The sequence below is a fragment of the Mesorhizobium sp. P2_C7 genome (assembly GCF_056404515.1).
The window spans coordinates 138683-154267 of sequence record NZ_JBFUDW010000007.1; the positions used below are offsets into that span (position 1 = coordinate 138683).

General features: G+C 62.3%; 20 protein-coding genes. 7 read left to right on the plus strand and 13 right to left on the minus strand.

All coding sequences use genetic code 11. The features are described from left to right. Positions 1–152 precede the first annotated feature (152 nt). The 6 genes from mobB to moaA all read right to left on the minus strand — a co-directional run bounded on the left by mobB (position 153) and on the right by moaA (position 4381). Positions 153–662: a molybdopterin-guanine dinucleotide biosynthesis protein B gene (gene mobB / locus AC1D2G_RS16455; RefSeq protein ID WP_477415326.1), complete on the minus strand. Its 510-nt coding sequence runs from the start codon at positions 660–662 to the stop codon at positions 153–155. Beyond that, positions 659–1291 (minus strand): molybdenum cofactor guanylyltransferase MobA, encoded by a 633-nt coding sequence (gene mobA / locus AC1D2G_RS16460; RefSeq protein ID WP_477415327.1) that lies wholly within the window; start codon positions 1289–1291, stop codon positions 659–661. Before mobA ends, mobB begins: the two co-directional genes overlap by 4 nt. 44 nt (positions 1292–1335) lie before the next feature. Further along, positions 1336–2256, minus strand: coding sequence for a DMT family transporter (locus AC1D2G_RS16465; protein WP_477415329.1), 921 nt, complete (start codon positions 2254–2256; stop codon positions 1336–1338). Positions 2257–2377: 121 nt separating this feature from the next. After that, positions 2378–2737 (minus strand): hypothetical protein, encoded by a 360-nt coding sequence (locus tag AC1D2G_RS16470; RefSeq protein WP_095091535.1) that lies wholly within the window; start codon positions 2735–2737, stop codon positions 2378–2380. A gap of 118 nt (positions 2738–2855) precedes the next feature. Next, positions 2856–3329, minus strand: a complete 474-nt coding sequence (locus AC1D2G_RS16475) for a hypothetical protein (RefSeq protein ID WP_477415331.1) — start codon at positions 3327–3329, stop codon at positions 2856–2858. A 56-nt stretch (positions 3330–3385) separates the two neighbouring features. Continuing rightward, positions 3386–4381: a GTP 3',8-cyclase MoaA gene (gene moaA, locus AC1D2G_RS16480; RefSeq protein WP_477415333.1), complete on the minus strand. Its 996-nt coding sequence runs from the start codon at positions 4379–4381 to the stop codon at positions 3386–3388. 199 nt (positions 4382–4580) lie between these two features. Here moaA and AC1D2G_RS16485 point away from each other — a divergent pair, with 199 nt between their 5' ends. Next, positions 4581–4934 carry a gamma-butyrobetaine hydroxylase family protein gene (locus AC1D2G_RS16485; RefSeq protein ID WP_477415335.1) on the plus strand — a complete coding sequence of 118 codons (354 nt, stop codon included), beginning with the start codon at positions 4581–4583 and terminating at the stop codon, positions 4932–4934. 66 nt (positions 4935–5000) lie between these two features. Beyond that, positions 5001–5612: a pyridoxamine 5'-phosphate oxidase family protein gene (locus AC1D2G_RS16490; RefSeq protein ID WP_095091539.1), complete on the plus strand. Its 612-nt coding sequence runs from the start codon at positions 5001–5003 to the stop codon at positions 5610–5612. Positions 5613–5744: 132 nt separating this feature from the next. Here AC1D2G_RS16490 and AC1D2G_RS16495 read toward each other — a convergent pair whose 3' ends face one another. Next, positions 5745–6197, minus strand: a complete 453-nt coding sequence (locus AC1D2G_RS16495) for a MarR family winged helix-turn-helix transcriptional regulator (RefSeq protein WP_378916515.1) — start codon at positions 6195–6197, stop codon at positions 5745–5747. 47 nt (positions 6198–6244) lie between these two features. On the opposite strand from AC1D2G_RS16495, the gene AC1D2G_RS16500 reads away from it, so the two are divergent. Then, positions 6245–7156: an alpha/beta hydrolase gene (locus tag AC1D2G_RS16500; protein ID WP_477415337.1), complete on the plus strand. Its 912-nt coding sequence runs from the start codon at positions 6245–6247 to the stop codon at positions 7154–7156. Between the two features lie 13 nt (positions 7157–7169). Here AC1D2G_RS16500 and AC1D2G_RS16505 read toward each other — a convergent pair whose 3' ends face one another. After that, positions 7170–7565 carry a rhodanese-like domain-containing protein gene (locus tag AC1D2G_RS16505; protein WP_184874214.1) on the minus strand — a complete coding sequence of 132 codons (396 nt, stop codon included), beginning with the start codon at positions 7563–7565 and terminating at the stop codon, positions 7170–7172. A gap of 58 nt (positions 7566–7623) precedes the next feature. After that, complete coding sequence (locus AC1D2G_RS16510; protein WP_477415339.1) at positions 7624–8238, minus strand: TetR/AcrR family transcriptional regulator; 615 nt, start codon at positions 8236–8238, stop codon at positions 7624–7626. A gap of 99 nt (positions 8239–8337) precedes the next feature. Here AC1D2G_RS16510 and AC1D2G_RS16515 point away from each other — a divergent pair, with 99 nt between their 5' ends. Continuing rightward, a complete protein-coding gene (locus AC1D2G_RS16515) occupies positions 8338–9084 on the plus strand; it encodes a 3-oxoacyl-ACP reductase family protein (RefSeq protein WP_477415341.1) in 747 nt (248 codons plus the stop codon). A 212-nt stretch (positions 9085–9296) separates the two neighbouring features. Further along, a complete protein-coding gene (locus tag AC1D2G_RS16520) occupies positions 9297–11174 on the plus strand; it encodes a L,D-transpeptidase family protein (protein WP_477415343.1) in 1878 nt (625 codons plus the stop codon). A 45-nt stretch (positions 11175–11219) separates the two neighbouring features. On the opposite strand, the gene AC1D2G_RS16525 is transcribed toward AC1D2G_RS16520, so the two are convergent. The 3 genes from AC1D2G_RS16525 to AC1D2G_RS16535 all read right to left on the minus strand — a co-directional run bounded on the left by AC1D2G_RS16525 (position 11220) and on the right by AC1D2G_RS16535 (position 13188). After that, positions 11220–11705 carry a hypothetical protein gene (locus AC1D2G_RS16525; protein WP_477396630.1) on the minus strand — a complete coding sequence of 162 codons (486 nt, stop codon included), beginning with the start codon at positions 11703–11705 and terminating at the stop codon, positions 11220–11222. A gap of 101 nt (positions 11706–11806) precedes the next feature. After that, positions 11807–12547 (minus strand): lysozyme inhibitor LprI family protein, encoded by a 741-nt coding sequence (locus AC1D2G_RS16530; RefSeq protein WP_477415345.1) that lies wholly within the window; start codon positions 12545–12547, stop codon positions 11807–11809. A gap of 383 nt (positions 12548–12930) precedes the next feature. Further along, positions 12931–13188: a PepSY domain-containing protein gene (locus AC1D2G_RS16535; protein ID WP_457154209.1), complete on the minus strand. Its 258-nt coding sequence runs from the start codon at positions 13186–13188 to the stop codon at positions 12931–12933. A 188-nt stretch (positions 13189–13376) separates the two neighbouring features. Between AC1D2G_RS16535 and AC1D2G_RS16540 the strand changes: the two genes are divergently transcribed. Next, the gene (locus tag AC1D2G_RS16540; protein ID WP_477415347.1) at positions 13377–13649 is read left to right on the plus strand and encodes a hypothetical protein; all 273 of its coding nucleotides are present in this window, start codon (positions 13377–13379) and stop codon (positions 13647–13649) included. A 51-nt stretch (positions 13650–13700) separates the two neighbouring features. On the opposite strand, the gene AC1D2G_RS16545 is transcribed toward AC1D2G_RS16540, so the two are convergent. Continuing rightward, positions 13701–15221, minus strand: coding sequence for a winged helix-turn-helix domain-containing protein (locus AC1D2G_RS16545; RefSeq protein ID WP_477415349.1), 1521 nt, complete (start codon positions 15219–15221; stop codon positions 13701–13703). On the opposite strand from AC1D2G_RS16545, the gene AC1D2G_RS16550 reads away from it, so the two are divergent. Continuing rightward, positions 15221–15517 (plus strand): hypothetical protein, encoded by a 297-nt coding sequence (locus AC1D2G_RS16550; protein WP_477415351.1) that lies wholly within the window; start codon positions 15221–15223, stop codon positions 15515–15517. The genes AC1D2G_RS16545 and AC1D2G_RS16550 overlap by 1 nt on opposite strands. The last annotated feature ends 68 nt before the right edge of the window (positions 15518–15585 follow it).

The window sequence follows — 15585 nt, forward strand, 5'->3', positions numbered from 1 at the left end:
TCCTCTCTTTATGGTCCCGGCCGTCGTTCCAAACGGCTCTGTGGGGCGGTGCTTTTGACCGCCCGCTGGCGCGATACTCCCACTCTTTCCAAGAAAAAAGCAACTGCAAAACCGCAAAAATGGGCAAGGCTATTCTGCCGCTGCGTTAGCTCTCAAGCAACGAGCCCAATGTCCCGCTCGATGAAGTCGGCTATTGATTTCACATCGTCGAGATCGAACACCGGCAAGATCTCGCCTTCGGCCGCAAAATCGGCGGCGACAGCGACGATGTTGGGATCCGTTGCCGATAGCGGTGTGCGGTCCTTCGCTTCCAGCCGTCGAGTTTCGATCTTGCGGTGGGCTTCGCGCTTGTAGCCTTCGACCAGCACCAGATCGCACGGCGCGAGCCGAGACAGGATCGCCTCTAGCGTCGGCTCATTCTCACCGCGCAGTTCGTGCATCAGCGCCCAACGGTTTCCTGACACGATCGCGACTTCGGTGGCGCCAGCCTGCCGGTGGCGGAAGCTGTCGGCGCCCGGCTTGTCGATGTCGAAGTCATGATGGGCGTGTTTCACCGTCGACACCTTCCAGCCGCGCCGGACAAGTTCGGTGACCAGCCTTTCGGTCAATGTCGTCTTACCGGAATTCTTCCAGCCGGTGATGCCGAAGACGCGTCTGTTCATGATTTCATGCTCCGCAACAAACGTTCAGCCTGAACAAGATCATCGGGCACATTGATGTTGAAGAAAGGGTCGACCGGTTGGCCTGCGGATTGCGGAACCGGGAATTCCACCTCGACAAATCCATGCCGGTCGATGAAGGCCGAAACCCGCCTGATATCCTCATCGACCAGAAAGTGCCGCAAGGCGTCCCGACAGTCCGTCGGCCACAGCGCGAAGGTCGGATGGCGCTTGCCGGCCGAGCAAGCAACGCCAATCGAACCAGGACGCTGATCGGTGGCTGTCGCCAGTCGTTCGACAAGATCCAGCGGCAGGAAGGGCGTGTCGCCGGCAGCGGTGACGACAGTCTTGCAAGCCGTGTTGGCGGCGGCCCATTCGAGGCCGGTCAGGATTCCGGCAAGCGGTCCGGCAAAGCCGGTCACAGTGTCGGCAAGCACTGGCAGCTCGTAGCGTGAGAAGCGTGTGGCGTCACCGTTGGCGCTGAGCGCCAGGGGGGCGACCTGCGGGCCAAGGCGCGACACGACCTGGTCAAGCACGCGACCCCTGCCAAGCGGCAACAGGCTCTTGTCGCCACCGCCCATTCGTCTTGATTGGCCGCCGGCCAGAATGATCCCTGCAACATCTCGCTTCATGCCACCGAGCCTGTACGCCAGCCGTCGGAAATCACAAGGGCCGACTAGATTCCGTCCGGGACCATGCTTGGCCCGGTGCTCTCGGCAACGATCTTACGCCGGCCGACGACCCGCTCGCGGTAGAGCGCATAGAGGCCGGAGCCGATGATGATCGTTGCGCCGACGATCATCGGCAGATCGGGAATGTCGGCGAAGACGAACAGGCCAAGCAGGATCGACCAGATCAGGGCCGTGTAGCGGAACGGCGCGATGAAGGAGATGTCGCCCGCCCGCATCGCCATGATGATGAACTGGTAGCCGATGAGCACCAGCACCGCGGCGAGCGCCAACAAGGCTGTGCTGTTTCCCGTCATCGGCGTCCAGCCCCCCATCGGCGCAAGCAACGCGGCTCCCAGGATTGTCATGGCAAACGCGGTGGCGGTCGACACCAGCAGCGTCGGAATGGCCTTGGGAATCCGCTTGGTGGCAAGATCGCGTACCGCACAACAGGCAACGCAGGCCAGCGCCACCAGCGAGTAGACGCTGAACCCCTCGAAACCTGGCCGCACGATAACCAGCACGCCGGCAAATCCGATGGCGATGGCCAGCCAGCGCCGCCAACCGACGCCCTCGTTGAAGACAAGTGCCGCGCCCATCGTCACCGCCAGCGGCAACGCCTGGAGGACAGCCGAGACACTGGCGATAGGCAAATGGGCGAGCGCGATCAGGAACGTCACCGTGCCGCCGGCTTCGCCGAGGACGCGCAGCGCCACCATTGGCTCGAGCATCGAGCGCAGCCGAACGAGGGCACCGCGCTGCCAGGCAAGTGAGCCGACGAACAGGGTGGCAAACGCTCCCCTGATCAGCATGACTTGCGCCATGTTCATCGATTGCGACGAGTATTTGGTAATGGCGTCGTTGAGGGTGAAGCCGGCCATCGCCACCACCATGAACAACGCGCCGCGAAGGTTTGGAGAAAGGGGCAAGATGACTACCGGCTCTGCTTTGCTTAAAGCCTGTAGCAGTCGGGCATGAAACAGCAACAGCAAAGGGCTGGGCCACAGGATTGTCCGGTGCCCAGAACATAGCCTGCCATGGTGGCGGACCTTATTTCTTCGGCGTCAGAATTTCGGTGCCGTTGCCTTCCTTGCCGGCGATCGTCCACAGGCCGTGCAGCGACCCGTCATCCTCGACCTTGTAGACGACAAGGCCGATGTCCTTGCCCATCACATAGCCGGCCGAGAAGGCGTCGTCATTGCGCATGCAGATACCGTCCGAAGACGAGCCGCCCGTCTCCCAATGGATCGCGCAGGTCGTCCCGCTGGTCAGCGTGATGGTGGCTTCGCCACCATAGGCCGAGCCGTCGAAATTGGTGCCGGCGACCGTATACGTGCCGCCGATCGACTGGGCCGCAGCGGGCAAGGTGGCGAGGCCAAGCAATGCGAACGAAAGAAGAAGTTTGCGCATGGTGTATTCCCCCGGAGCGAAAGACCGCTACGAGACGGAGGCTAAGCGCGAAAGCGCCACCGGTAAATCAGGCGAACATTCGCGTGCGGAGATTTGTCCACGGTGTGGCCGAAAATGCTCATGGTCCCTTGAGGCTGCCGGCGATGGCGCCGACCAGCGGATCGTATTTCGATTTCAGGGCCGGCGGGTAATCGATCCAGACCGTTCGGATGACGCCATCCCGGCCGAACAGACGTCGCTCGTAAAAGATCTTTCCATCCTTCAAGCCCGACAGCACCGCCCAGTCCTTGCCGGCCTTGCTGTAGGTGACCTTGTAGCCGGGTTCATCGCTGGTTTTCTCAGCCGCGACGAACCCCTTGGGCGTGTCTTTGTCGATGTTGAGGATCCCCGAGCAGATCAGGCTAGCGCCGTCGGCACTCAGCCATTCCTGTCCGTCGCCATTGTCCGGCTCGGGCTGGCGGTCGGTGAAGATGTCGTTGGGAAAGGTGCAGACGGTGCCGAAGCGCTCATTGGTGTAAGTGAATGGCGCGGCAATGGCGTTTGTCGCTGCAATTGTTGCGATAACCGCCAGAAATGACGAACGACTCAGCATATCCCGCCTCGAAGCCAATGACCCGGAGGCGATCCTGCATGAATTTCGCGCAAAGATCAGCCGCCGGTGACGCTCATGTGCCGCGAAACGGAGGGCCGGCTGGTGCGGCGGTCGATGATGAAGTCATGGCCCTTCGGCTTGCGGCCGATCGCCTCGTCGATGGCCTCGGCAACCAGCTCGTTGCCTTCGGACGCACGCAAGGGCGCGCGCAGGTCGGCGGCATCCTCCTGGCCGAGGCACATATAGAGCGTGCCGGTGCAGGTCAGCCGGACGCGGTTGCAGCTTTCGCAGAAATTATGCGTCATCGGCGTGATGAAGCCGAGCCGTCCGCCGGTCTCGGCGACATGCACGTAGCGGGCCGGGCCGCCGGTCTTGAAGGGAATGTCGGCCAGCGTGAACTGGCGTTCCAGCGACGCGCGCAGCAGCGACAACGGCAAGTACTGGTCGGTGCGGTCAGCGTCGATCTCGCCCATCGGCATGGTTTCGATGACCGTCAGGTCCATGCCGCGGCCATGCGCCCAACGCATCATGTCGGGCAGTTCGGCGTCGTTGAAATCGCGCAGCGCCACCGCGTTGAGCTTGACCTTCAGCCCGGCCGCAAGTGCTGCATCGATGCCTTGCATGACCTTGTCGAGATGGCCCCAGCGGGTGATCTTGTGGAACTTGTCGGCATCGAGCGTGTCGAGCGAGACGTTGATGCGCTTGACGCCGCAATCGGCGAGCTCGGCGGCGAAGCGCGACAGCTGCGAGCCGTTGGTGGTCAGCGTCAATTCTTCCAGCGCGCCGCTTTTGAGATGCCGCGACAGCTGGCGTACGAGGTGCATGATGTTCTTGCGAACCAGCGGCTCGCCGCCGGTGAGGCGCAACTTCCTGACGCCTTTTTCGATGAACACCGTGCACAGCCGGTCGAGTTCTTCCAGCGACAGCAGGTCCTTCTTCGGCAGGAAGGCCATGTCCTCGGCCATGCAATAGGTGCAGCGGAAGTCGCAGCGGTCGGTGACCGACACCCTGAGATAGCTGATGGTGCGCCCAAAAGGATCGATCATTTCCATGCTTCAAGCAATTCCCGTGGCCGTGAGCGGCATCGTTATATACCGCTATGTGATACGATCCGGCCTGCCATTCAAGATACCGCTTCTCGATCTTTGGTAACATTCCCTGGCCGACATCGCATGTCGGCTCACCTCAACGGCCTTTTCCCTTCCTGCGAAGCAGCGTAGGGAAGGGTGGATTGCCACGGGATCGAACATCATGACCGCACCCAGGGAACTCCGGGTCTCGAAAGACCGCAAACTGCTGTCGGTCACCTTTCCCGATCATCGGCCGTTCGAACTGCCGGCGGAGCTGTTGCGTGTTGCTTCGCCATCGGCCGAAGTGCAGGGCCATTCGCCGGATCAGCGGGTGACGGTCCCAGGTAAGCGCAATGTGGCGATCCTGAAGATCGAGCCGGTCGGCAACTACGCGGTGCGCATCACCTTCGATGATTTCCACGACACCGGCATCTTCACCTGGCATTACCTGCACACGCTCGGCCACGAAAAGGACGAGCGCTGGAATGCCTATCTCGCCGAGCTTGCTGAAAAGGGCTTGAGCCGGGACCGCTAGGCCGTCGCTGTCGTCAAAACGTCATCGATGTGGGGTAGCGCCGGCAAAGGTTTGGAGACGAGGAAGATGTCGGTCATCACCACGGTCGAGCAGCTCGAGGCGCTCTATGGCGTTCCTGGCGAAGCCTCGTTGGTCAAGGAACTCGACCACGTCATTCCTGAATACGCCGCCTTCATCGAGGCCTCACCGTTCGTTGCGCTGGCAACCAGCGGACCAGAGGGCCTGGACTGTTCGCCGCGCGGCGATCTCGCCGGTTTCGTGCGCATCGTTGATCCGAAAACGCTGATGATGCCGGACCGTCGCGGCAACAACCGCGCCGATTCGCTGAAAAACATCATCCGCGACCCGCGCGTCGGTCTTTTGTTTCTCGTGCCGGGCTCCGGCACGACGCTGCGCATCAACGGTCGGGCCCATATCACGACGGATACAGCGCTGTGCGCGTCGTTCACCGTGGACGGCAAAGCGGCGCGCTCGGTCACTGTCGTCGATATCGATACGGTCTACTTCCAATGCGCCCGCGCCATTGTCCGCTCCGAGCTGTGGAACCCGGCAAGGCATGTCGACCCGAAGTCGCTGCCGACGCCCGGACAGATCCTGGAAATCACCAGCCGCAGGAACATCGACGGCGAGACCTACGACAAGGAATGGCCGGAGCGGGCGAAGAAGACGATGTGGTAGGTTTCGGGGCTGAAAGGGCTAGAGCATGATGCCGAAAAGTGTGAAGCGGTTTTCGGACGACATCATGCTCTATATCTTTGATTTAGAGGCGGATTCAGATTTCAGGTCGATCCGACCTGAAATCATCCGGCTCTAGGCGTCTTTCAGCACATCATAGATCTTGCGCATCTGCTCGCCGATCATGTCGCATTGTTCCGGTGTCGACTGGCTCATCGCCTTCTCGATCAGCGCCATGTGCACTTTCAGCGCCTGCATCAGCAGCGCCTCGCCGGCTTCGGTCAGTGCAAGCCGCAGGATGCGCTTGTCCTTCTCGTCGCCTTCGCGGCGCAGCAGGCCACGCGCCTCCAGCTGCGGCAGGAGCATTGTGATGTTGGAGCGGCCGACGAGCAGCTTGCGGGCAAGGTCGTGCTGCGACATGCCGGGGTGGCGATAGAGGTTCATCAGCACGTCGAGCTGCGCCGGCTTCAGGTCGAGCGGCGCCAGTTTCGTCGCCAGCGTGCGTTCAAGCACATGGCAGGCGCGCGCCACCGCGACCCAGTTGCGAAAACGCGGGTTGTCCCAAGGTAACTCTTGTTTATTGTTCATCTTTGAACTATTATGTTCATGCTTGAACGTATGGATGGATTCTCACTATGGCATCAATCGGGCTGAAGGTCATCCGGCGGGTGTTTGGTGCGGCTGAGCGTATTGCGCCGCGCCTGACCGGACGCGCGGCTTTCGAATTGTTCTGCCGCACGCCGAATGTGAAGGCGCTCAGCGATGGCGAGCGCCGCGCCGTGGACCGTGCGGCCGCGTTCATGACCGAGGCACGCCATCACCGGCTGAAGACCGCGACCGGCTGCGTCATGGTGCACGAATTCCGGCCGGAGCCGGGCAGGGCGGCCGCCGGCACAGTGCTTGTCGTGCATGGCTGGCGTTCTCGCACCGAATATATGCGTGCGCTGATCGAAGGCTATCGCGCGGCCGGCTACAGGGTGGTTTCGCTTGACCTGCCTGGCCACGGCCAGTCGCAGGGCCGACGGCTGAACATGGTCAATGCCGTGGATGCGGTTCGGGTCGCCGGCCAATGGTTCGGCCCATTCGTGGCTGTTGTCGGCCATTCCTTCGGTGGCGCCGTCGCCGCCAATGCCCTCGCCGGTTCGGTCAAGAACATCCCGCCGCTGGTGGCCGGACGCCTGGGGCTGATCGCGGCGCCCAGTTCCCTGCCGGCGATCTTTGCCGACTTCAGCCGCATGCTCAATGTCGGACCTCGCTCGCAGGCCGCCATGGCGGACCGTGTCGAACATCTTTCCGGCCGGCCGCTGCACGAATTCACCGGCGACCGCCAGCTCGCCGATGCGCCGGTGCCGACCCTGGTCATCCACGCACCGGACGACCGTGAAGTTCCGGCCGACCATGCAACACGCTATGCCGGCGCCGGCGGCCATGTGCGGCTCTACTGGGCCGACGGGCTCGGCCACCGCCGTATCCTTGCCGACAAGGGCGTGGTGGGACGCGCGGTCGGTTTCGTCGGCGAGCATCGCGAGCCGTCGCTGCTGCACTGAACGGTGATCGAGGCTATTTCTTCTTCCCGCCGGGCTCGACCGGCAGTCCGGCCGCCTTCCAGGCGGTGTAGCCGCCAAGGATGTGCTTGACCGGCGATAGCCCCATGTCCTGCGCCGTCTTGGTGGCCAGCGCCGAGCGCCAGCCGCCGGCGCAGAAGAAGACGAAGCTCTTCCCCGAGGCGAAGAACGGCTTGTGATAGGGGCTTTCGGGGTCGATCCAGAATTCCAGCATGCCGCGGGTGACATGCTTGGCGCCGGGAATCCTGCCGTCGCGTTCGACCTCGCGCGGATCGCGCAGGTCGACGAAGATGGTGTCTTCATCGTCAAGCAGCCCGGCCGCTTCCTCCGGCGACACCACCTCGATCTCGGCATTCGCCTCATCCAGCAGTTCGCGATACCCTTTTTTCACAGGCTTGTCCTCCCGACCGGCTGGCTGTCTGGATTTGCAGCACAATGGCCGGCGTTTGTCACGCTCTGTCCGTGCTGGCCATCGTCTGCCACGCCGCCATCGCGCCGGCCACGGTTGCCAGAAGCGCCGAATGCGAGGCGCCGTCGCGAGCCTGGATCGACATGCCGTGCTGGACTGTAGCGTAGAAAGTGGCGGCAGCGCTGCAGTCGAAGCTCGCAGGCAGTTCGCCTTCGGCAACGCCGCGTTCGAGACGTGTGCGCAGGGCGGCGTGATTCTCGGCGCGACGACGGCGCAGATCGTCGCAGATGGCGCCGCGGCTGGAGTCCTGGTGCAAAGCGCCGAGCGTTATCAGGCAGCCCTGCGGGCGATCGGTCTGCGCGTAGGCTTTCGCCGTCAGGCACAGAAATTGTTCGATCGCCTGACGCGCGGTCGGCGCTTCCTCGAGCGCCAGCCAGATGTCGGAACCCTCGGTGCGCGAATAGAAATCGGTCGCCTCGAGGAACAGCGCCTCCTTGCTGCCGAAGGCGGCGTAGAGGCTGGGCGAGTTGATGCCCATGGCGGCGGTCAGCTCACTCATCGATGCGCCTTCGTAACCACGAGCCCAAAAAACCTCCATTGCGCGGTGCAGGGCTGCGGTTCGATCGAAGGTGCGGGGGCGGCCTCGTTCCGACATGACGCTCTTTTCTGTGTTGATCGATACATAATTCAGTTGACGCGGCCCGGCAAGGCTGACAGATATTTATGTATCGATCATTACAAAAAGGAGAAACAAATGTCATCCAACAGCTTGAACGGCAAGGCCGCGGTCGTCACCGGCGGCAGTCGCGGCATCGGTGCGGCGATCGCACGACGGCTTGCCGCCGAGGGCGCCAGCGTCGCGCTGACCTATGTGCATGGCGAGGAGCAGGCCCGCTCGGTCGTTGCCGAGATAGAGGCCAAGGGCGGCCGCGCCATCGCCATCAAGGCCGACAACCGCGATGCGGTGGCCATAGACAAGGCCGTCGATGACGCCGTGGCCGTATTCGGCCGGCTCGACATCCTGGTCAACAGCGCCGGCATCTGGCGTGCCGCACCCATCGATACCCTGTCCCTCGCCGATTTCGACGAGACCATGTCGGTCAATCTCAGGGCCCCGTTCATCGCCTCGAAGGCGGCGGCAGTGCATATGGGCGAGGGCGGCAGGATCATCTCTATCGGCAGCAATCTTGCCGAGCGGGTGACCGACACCAGTCTTGGCGCCTATTCGGCCAGCAAGGCGGCGCTCGTCGGCCTGACCAAGGCCTTGGCGCGCGACCTCGGCCCGCGCGGCATCACCGCCAATGTCGTCCACCCCGGTTCGACCGACACCGACATGAATCCGGCCGATGGCCCGCACGCCGAACACCAGCGCCAGAAGATGGCAACGCCGCGCTTTGGCAAAGCCGAGGACATTGCCGGCATGGTCGCTTGGCTCGCCGGACCGGAAGGCCGATTCGTCACCGGCGCGGCGTTGACCATCGACGGTGGCGCCAACGCCTGATCCCCGGAGGATTTCCCTCGGCCGGAGCGGAGACACCCCGCTTCGGCCGTCACGATGTTGTGAAACCGTTCTGCAACAAGCCTTCCAAAATTTATGGAAGCTTAACGAAATCAGTATGAATCAGTATAGTCGCGCCTTACATCCGCCATGCGGTGAGCGAGATCGTCTTAACGGTGCGGAACGGGAACCGGGTACAACCGGGCGGGTGATTCATGAAATTCCTCCGAAACAAAGCAACAGTGATGCCGCTGGTGGCGATCTCGGCAACGCTGGCCTTCGGTGTGCCACAGGCAGGCGCGCAAGGGCTCTTCGACATGCTTTTCGGAGGTGGCGTCAGGCACGAGCCGCAAGGTGAGTTTCCACCCGCGCCGCCCAAGCACAAGCCGAAAGTGCCGGGTGGTGGCGGCGTAAAAATCAGCAGCCCGTCCTACTACACCTACAAGGCCGATCGGCTGGTGCGCATCGACTTTTCCGCGCTGGCCGTAGCACCAATGCCGGCGGCTCCGCAGGACGCCGCTTTCGTGCCTTCGGCCACGGGGGCTGCCTTCCACGACGCGATTGCCGGCTTGAGCGACTACGAACTCTATGCCGAGCCCGATATCGCCAAGGCGCTGATCGCCTACTACTCGGCCAATCCGGATTTCATCTGGGTCACCGGCACGGGCCTCAACAGCCGCGCGCAGGATGCGGTGCGGGTGCTGGGCGAGGCAGCGAGCTACGGCCTCGAGCCGGCCGACTACACGGTCAACGTGCCCGCCGCCAGCGCCTCGCCGGCCGACGCCAATGCACAGCTGAAAGAGCTCGTCCGCTTTGAGATGGCGCTGTCGGCACGCGTGCTGCGCTATGCCCATGATGCCCAGAATGGCCGCGTCGAGCCCAACCGCATGACCGGCTACTATGATTTCCCGGCCAAGCCGCTCGACTTGCAAGGCGTGCTGAAAACACTGGCGCATACCCAGGAAGTGCGCACCTATCTCGAATCTCGGCATCCTCAGAATGCGGAATACCAGGCGTTGCGCGTCGAACTGGAAGCCCTGCAGGCCAGCGCCGAGAACGAGATCGTCGTCGACCCCAAGCTGTTGCTGAAGCCGGGCGAAACCAGTCCCGAACTGCCGAAGCTGCTGACCCTGATCGCCCGCAATCTCGATGACGAGATGGGTGGCGCCTATGGCGAGACCCTGGCGAGGCTGGCCACCAGCGAAGTCTATGTCCCGGAACTGGTTCCGGTGATCGAAGCCGTGCAGAAGAAAGCCGGCATGAAGGGCGACGGCGTCATCGGACCGCGCACCGTCGCGACGCTGGCCGGAACGTCCAAGGCCGACAGGTTGCTGAAGGTTGAGGTGGCGCTGGAGGAACTGCGCTGGCTGCCTTCCGATCTCGGCAGCCCGCGTGTCTTCATCAACCAGCCGGCCTTCACCGCGAGCTACATCGACAATGGCGAGGAAAAGCTGAAGACGCGTGTCGTTGTCGGCCGGACCACCAACCAGACCGCCTTCTTCTACAACCAGATCAAGCAGGTCGACTTCCATCCCTATTGGGGCGTGCCGCAGTCGATCATCGTCAACGAGATGCTGCCCCGGCTGCGCAGCGATCCCGGCTATCTCGACCGGGCGGGCTACGAGGTCACCGATTCGCGCGGCAAGCGCATCCCTTCGTCGGCGGTCGACTGGGGCGCGTATGGCGCCAACATTCCCTACAGCGTGCGCCAGCAGCCGAGCGAGGCCAATGCGCTCGGCGAACTGAAGATCCTGTTCCCCAACAAGCACGCAATCTACATGCACGACACGCCGCAGAAATCGTTCTTCAACCAGGACATGCGTGCGCTCAGCCATGGCTGCGTGCGCCTGCAGGATCCGCGCGGCATGGCGGCCGCCGTGCTCGGCATCTCGGTCGACGATATCGCCGAGAAGCTGAAGCACGGACATTCGACCGAGGATGTGACGCGCAAGATCCCGGTCTATGTCGCCTATTTCACTGCCTGGCCGGATATGTCCGGCAAGGTCGAATATTTCGGCGACGTCTACGATCGCGACACGCGGCTGAAGCAGGCCTTGGACGCCACCGAGGCGGTGCGCTCGCCGTCGAGTTGAGCAACGGCCGTTTTCGACTTCTAGAGCGTGTCGGCTGAAACAGTTTCAGCCGAGCTCAAACAGGGGGCGCCGGAAACCCGCGTCGCGTCCGGCGATCAGCCAGTACACCAATCCGGCGACAAGGCCGGCAGCGGCGATGATGCCGATGTCGGCCCAGCGCTCGGGGTCCATGTCTTCCGCTGAACTTGGCCAGATCAGGAAGAAACCGCCGGCGGCGGCCGCGGCGCCGAAAACCATGTGCAGCAGGAAATTGCGCAACGAGAAGAGTTCGGCAATCAGCGCGAAGATGAGCGTCTGCAGTGCGGTCACCACAATGGTCAGGAAATAGACGAACATGCCGAGCGGCGGAACCACAAGGACGGCGATCGGCGAGACGCCCATGACGTCGAAATAGGCGGGCGCGTTGGGTAGGGAACTGAGCGCGGCGTAGATCGCCACGACAGCGATCAAGCCGACCAGCACCGATACGAGGTAGCCGGCCAACATCATCAGTATGCGCTTCAGCACGTGCTTCGCCGTCGCCATGCCCATCCCCCATGCGGCGCCTATGGGCCGCAGTCAGCCATCAAAGCGAGACTGACGCAAGGGGAGGGGAAGAGGCGCCTCTCCGCCAAGATTCCGGAAGCGGCAATTCAGGCGCCGCCGCACATATGCTCCGAGTCCGGCAGTGCCCATGATGCTTTGATGGCGAGATCGATGCCGTAGTAGACGCGGCCGCGCTCATCGTGCTTGGGGCAGTCCCTGGGAATCGAGATCAGGCACATGACGGCCGCGTCGCCGACCTTCGAGGCGGCCAGGCCAGGGTCGCGATCGTAGGAGACGGCGCCGCCGTCATTGGTGAATGTCGCGGCGCTGCCGCCATCCGGGTTGGCCGTTTCCAGCGGATCGTCGCCAAGCCGCGTGGTCAGCGTCTTGATATGGGTGGAGGCGCATTGGCCGATTGCCGAGGGTAGCGGCTGGTCGGTCTCTTTCGGGTTTCGCGCCGCGGCTTCCAGCGCCTTCTTGCCGACCAGCGCGATGTTGTAGTCCTGCACCCATTGCGGCGCGGCGCCATAGGTTTGCAGCGCGTTGTTCAGCGCGCTGACGATGCAGGCGGTGTCGTTCTTGCAGGCATTGCGGTCGGCATTCAACCCGCGGGCGATCTTGCGCTTGTCGCCGCCGAACGCCGGCTCGAAATCCTTGAACGCCTTGGCGACCAACAGGTCGATGGCCGACAGCTGCGGATCGGCGCAGATCGCCTTTTCCGCCGGCAGGCTTGCCTTGGCGCAGTCGAAGGATGGGCCATCGGCCCGCGCCGGAGCGGCCCCAAGGATGCCGCCGGCCAGGATGATGGCCAGCACGGCCAGACGACGGGTTAGAACGGAAGATCGCATGATTGCCCCCAAGCCACGATTGCCCAAGGCGCGGCCCACACCCTGGCATGCATGTCATACCTCAAGAATGGACAATTTTGGGCGAGGCCAGGGCAAAAGCCCAGACCAATGACAGGTTCGACTTGAGGCGAAGACCACCAATTGTCGAAGTCGGCGCCGCCCCTCATTGCCCTGCCGGGCATTTCTCCCCGTAGAACGGGGAGAAAGAGGCCGGCCGCACCGCTGGCGCTTTTTCTGCAACGCTAGAGATTGGCGAAATCGGCGATGAAGGCGTCCCTCGCCCCGTCACTATACGGGGAGAGGATGTCGGCAGGCAGGTGAGGGGCGGCGCCAGCGCGAGGAAAGGCCAATAGAACTAAATTCAAGGCTCCTGCCGACGCACTCTATTTGGGCTCGGCGGTCACGGGATCGTAGGTGATTTCGACCTTGGCCTTGTCGGACGTATAGTAGGTGACGACGTAGGCGCCGCTGTCCCAGTCGACTTCCTTCACATAGCGAAAGCCGTCGCGCTTCTCGACCTTGGCGAGGATCTCCGACAGTTTCTTGGCGTTGGGCGGCGGCAACAGGGGCTCGTCCGCGGCAAAGGCCGGCCCGCCGGCGAGAAGAACGGCGACGCTTGTCGCCAGCAGAAATCTGGACATGGCTTTCCCTCAAGTTCTCGTCGGACAGAAACTCGCTGCCATGCCGGTTTGTTCCGCAGCTGAAGTGCGTGGCGATTGAGTTCACCGATTGCAGGTTTCGGAAGAAGAACCCCATGCGCCAAAAAAACCACGATGCGCCGCTTCAGTATTCATGGCCAAATGACGTTGGCGGTTCATTGGGGGTCTACATGTGCACGCGTCACATGGTCTTGCTTGCACTGTCGGTGCTTTCCATCCCGGCCGTTTCCATGCCCGTGCAGAAAGCCCAAGCGCTGGAACCTGAACGCTACACGGTCTATTGCGCCGACGACCGCATCGAGGTTTCGTTCTGGTATCTCGAACAGATGAAGGTGCGGAACGGCTCCGACGTCTGTCAGTTCCAGAGCTATACGAGCTACAGCAGCGCCCTGAATTTCGCCCAGAAGAATTTTGGCGGCGAAGGGGCGGACTGCAGCTGCTAGCTCTATTGCATTGGATTGCGATGTTGAGGAAAGCAGGCCCGGGTGGCGGCCCTAGCCTTGGTCCTCATAGGCTGCGAGTGCCTTGGCGACGCCGGCAATGAGGTGTTCAGCATCACTCGCGTGTTCAAAGGCGATTCCGGTTTGCGCAAACTCAAGCGGCGAGTAATCAGGCGCCATCCGCTTGACCTCTGCCATAATGCGCTGAGCTTCCTTCAGTTCGCCGAGTTGAGCGTGACACCCCGCCAGCCTTGCCAGTCGCCAGGGGGTCCTCGGGGGGACCTTGGACATGCTGACAAGCGCTGCCTTGTAATCTCCAGCTGAGTATTGGGCGATGGCGCGATCATAGTGGTACCAATCAGGATGGATCGGGTTGATCCGTATCGCACTGTCAATCGCCGCGAGTGCTTCAAGCGGCCTGCCTCTCATCGTGAGCAAGTAGCCCATTTGCGCAATCGTATCGGCGTCATATGGATTGAGGTCGAACGCGCGTTGAAGGTGATGTTCGGCCGCTTCGAACCGACGGGCAGAGATCAGGGCCTGGGCAAGCACGCGATGGCAGCGTGGCTCTTCGGGCGCCAGGGTCACCGCACACTCCGCACGGTCGATCAATGAAGCAAGCAACGCCGAGGATGCCTCGGCATAGCCACCGATAATGAGATCGGCGAGCGCGGTGTAGGAGTGCGCCAAAGCATAGGTCGGGTCCTTGTCGACCGCAGCCTGAAAGAGATCGCGCGCGGCCTGATTGTCGTCATCGCCATATCCGCGCAGCCGGGCCAGTCCACGCAGGACAAGCTCATATGCGGCCAGGCTATCGGGAGGCTTCGGAGTTGCCTGCTTGATACCCGCGTCGTCAAGCCGAGCGACCAGCCGGTTCACCACACGGCTGGCGATTTCTTCCTGCATTTCGAAGATCTGGCCGCCAGAAGCAGAAAACGTATCGCTCCAGAGGACTTCACCCGTCGAAGCGGTCATGAGACTAACGGTGACCCGCATGCCGTCTGCGCGGGTCGTCGCCCTGCCGCGGACCAGATAGGTTGCGCCGAGCCTGTCGCCAACGGCACGCCAATCGGAAGCGGAATCCGAGACAAATGCAAATCCGGAATTGCGCGCCAGCACAACGACCGTTCCGAAGCGAGCCAACGCATTGACAATGTCCTCGGCGAAACCGTCGACCAAAGGGGAGTCGTCCGGCGCACCTTCATTGCTGAAGCGCAGTACCGCAACGCTCGGCTGTCCAGAGCGCTCTTGTCTTGGCGTATCGGGAAGAGAGAGGACGTAGCCGCGTTTGGCAACCGTGCGGATAATGGTTTGGCTTTCGTCCTGCAGCGCCTTTCGCAACTCCCTGACCGCCTGCGTCAGTGAGTCCTCGGTCACGAACACATCGGGCCATACCGCTGACATCAGTTCAGACTTGGTCGCGACACGCCCGACATTCCTGCTGAGGTAAGTTAGCAGATCAAACGCCTTGCAGCGCAGAGCAACGGGTTTCCCATCGCGGACAAGCAGCCCACGGGCAAGATCAAGCTCGCAACTGCCAAGTGCCAGTATGGGCCCACCGCTTTCTTGCGACATTGAATGCCGATCTGACCAGCTCGACCAAACGCAGCCTGATTGGGGTCTCAATCGGCTCGGACGTCAAGGGATCAGAGGAATTTGACCTGTCTTCACCTTGGCTGGAAGTCATCCGCCTCTCCACGGCGATGATCTCCAGCATTTCGAACATTGTTCCAGGCATGGGCGCACAAGGGGACCCAACCATGACGCTGGACGCAAATTCCAGCAGTTCCTGCCGGGCGGCTTGGCGCATGTTCTCATTCAGCGACATGTTCGACCTCATCCGGTTCGTTCTTCAGAACAATGCAGCCTAGGAACGGCCGCGTACCGGAAGATTTCTGAAATTCTGCTGAATCTCTCCCCTTGACGCGCTTGCGGTCGG

Bases quoted from the DNA above. Each gene is read 5' to 3' on its own strand.
- AC1D2G_RS16485 (WP_477415335.1), top strand. From the start codon at position 4,581: ATGACCGCACCCAGGGAACTCCGGGTCTCGAAAGACCGCAAACTGCTG.
- AC1D2G_RS16540 (WP_477415347.1), top strand. From the start codon at position 13,377: ATGTGCACGCGTCACATGGTCTTGCTTGCACTGTCGGTGCTTTCCATC.
- mobA (WP_477415327.1), bottom strand. From the start codon at position 1,291: ATGAAGCGAGATGTTGCAGGGATCATTCTGGCCGGCGGCCAATCAAGA.
- AC1D2G_RS16495 (WP_378916515.1), bottom strand. From the start codon at position 6,197: ATGAACAATAAACAAGAGTTACCTTGGGACAACCCGCGTTTTCGCAAC.
- moaA (WP_477415333.1), bottom strand. From the start codon at position 4,381: ATGGAAATGATCGATCCTTTTGGGCGCACCATCAGCTATCTCAGGGTG.
- mobB (WP_477415326.1), bottom strand. From the start codon at position 662: ATGAACAGACGCGTCTTCGGCATCACCGGCTGGAAGAATTCCGGTAAG.
- AC1D2G_RS16530 (WP_477415345.1), bottom strand. From the start codon at position 12,547: ATGCGATCTTCCGTTCTAACCCGTCGTCTGGCCGTGCTGGCCATCATC.
- AC1D2G_RS16525 (WP_477396630.1), bottom strand. From the start codon at position 11,705: ATGGGCATGGCGACGGCGAAGCACGTGCTGAAGCGCATACTGATGATG.
- AC1D2G_RS16515 (WP_477415341.1), top strand. From the start codon at position 8,338: ATGTCATCCAACAGCTTGAACGGCAAGGCCGCGGTCGTCACCGGCGGC.
- AC1D2G_RS16520 (WP_477415343.1), top strand. From the start codon at position 9,297: ATGAAATTCCTCCGAAACAAAGCAACAGTGATGCCGCTGGTGGCGATC.
- AC1D2G_RS16535 (WP_457154209.1), bottom strand. From the start codon at position 13,188: ATGTCCAGATTTCTGCTGGCGACAAGCGTCGCCGTTCTTCTCGCCGGC.
- AC1D2G_RS16500 (WP_477415337.1), top strand. From the start codon at position 6,245: ATGGCATCAATCGGGCTGAAGGTCATCCGGCGGGTGTTTGGTGCGGCT.
- AC1D2G_RS16475 (WP_477415331.1), bottom strand. From the start codon at position 3,329: ATGCTGAGTCGTTCGTCATTTCTGGCGGTTATCGCAACAATTGCAGCG.
- AC1D2G_RS16545 (WP_477415349.1), bottom strand. From the start codon at position 15,221: ATGTCGCAAGAAAGCGGTGGGCCCATACTGGCACTTGGCAGTTGCGAG.
- AC1D2G_RS16490 (WP_095091539.1), top strand. From the start codon at position 5,001: ATGTCGGTCATCACCACGGTCGAGCAGCTCGAGGCGCTCTATGGCGTT.
- AC1D2G_RS16510 (WP_477415339.1), bottom strand. From the start codon at position 8,238: ATGTCGGAACGAGGCCGCCCCCGCACCTTCGATCGAACCGCAGCCCTG.
- AC1D2G_RS16470 (WP_095091535.1), bottom strand. From the start codon at position 2,737: ATGCGCAAACTTCTTCTTTCGTTCGCATTGCTTGGCCTCGCCACCTTG.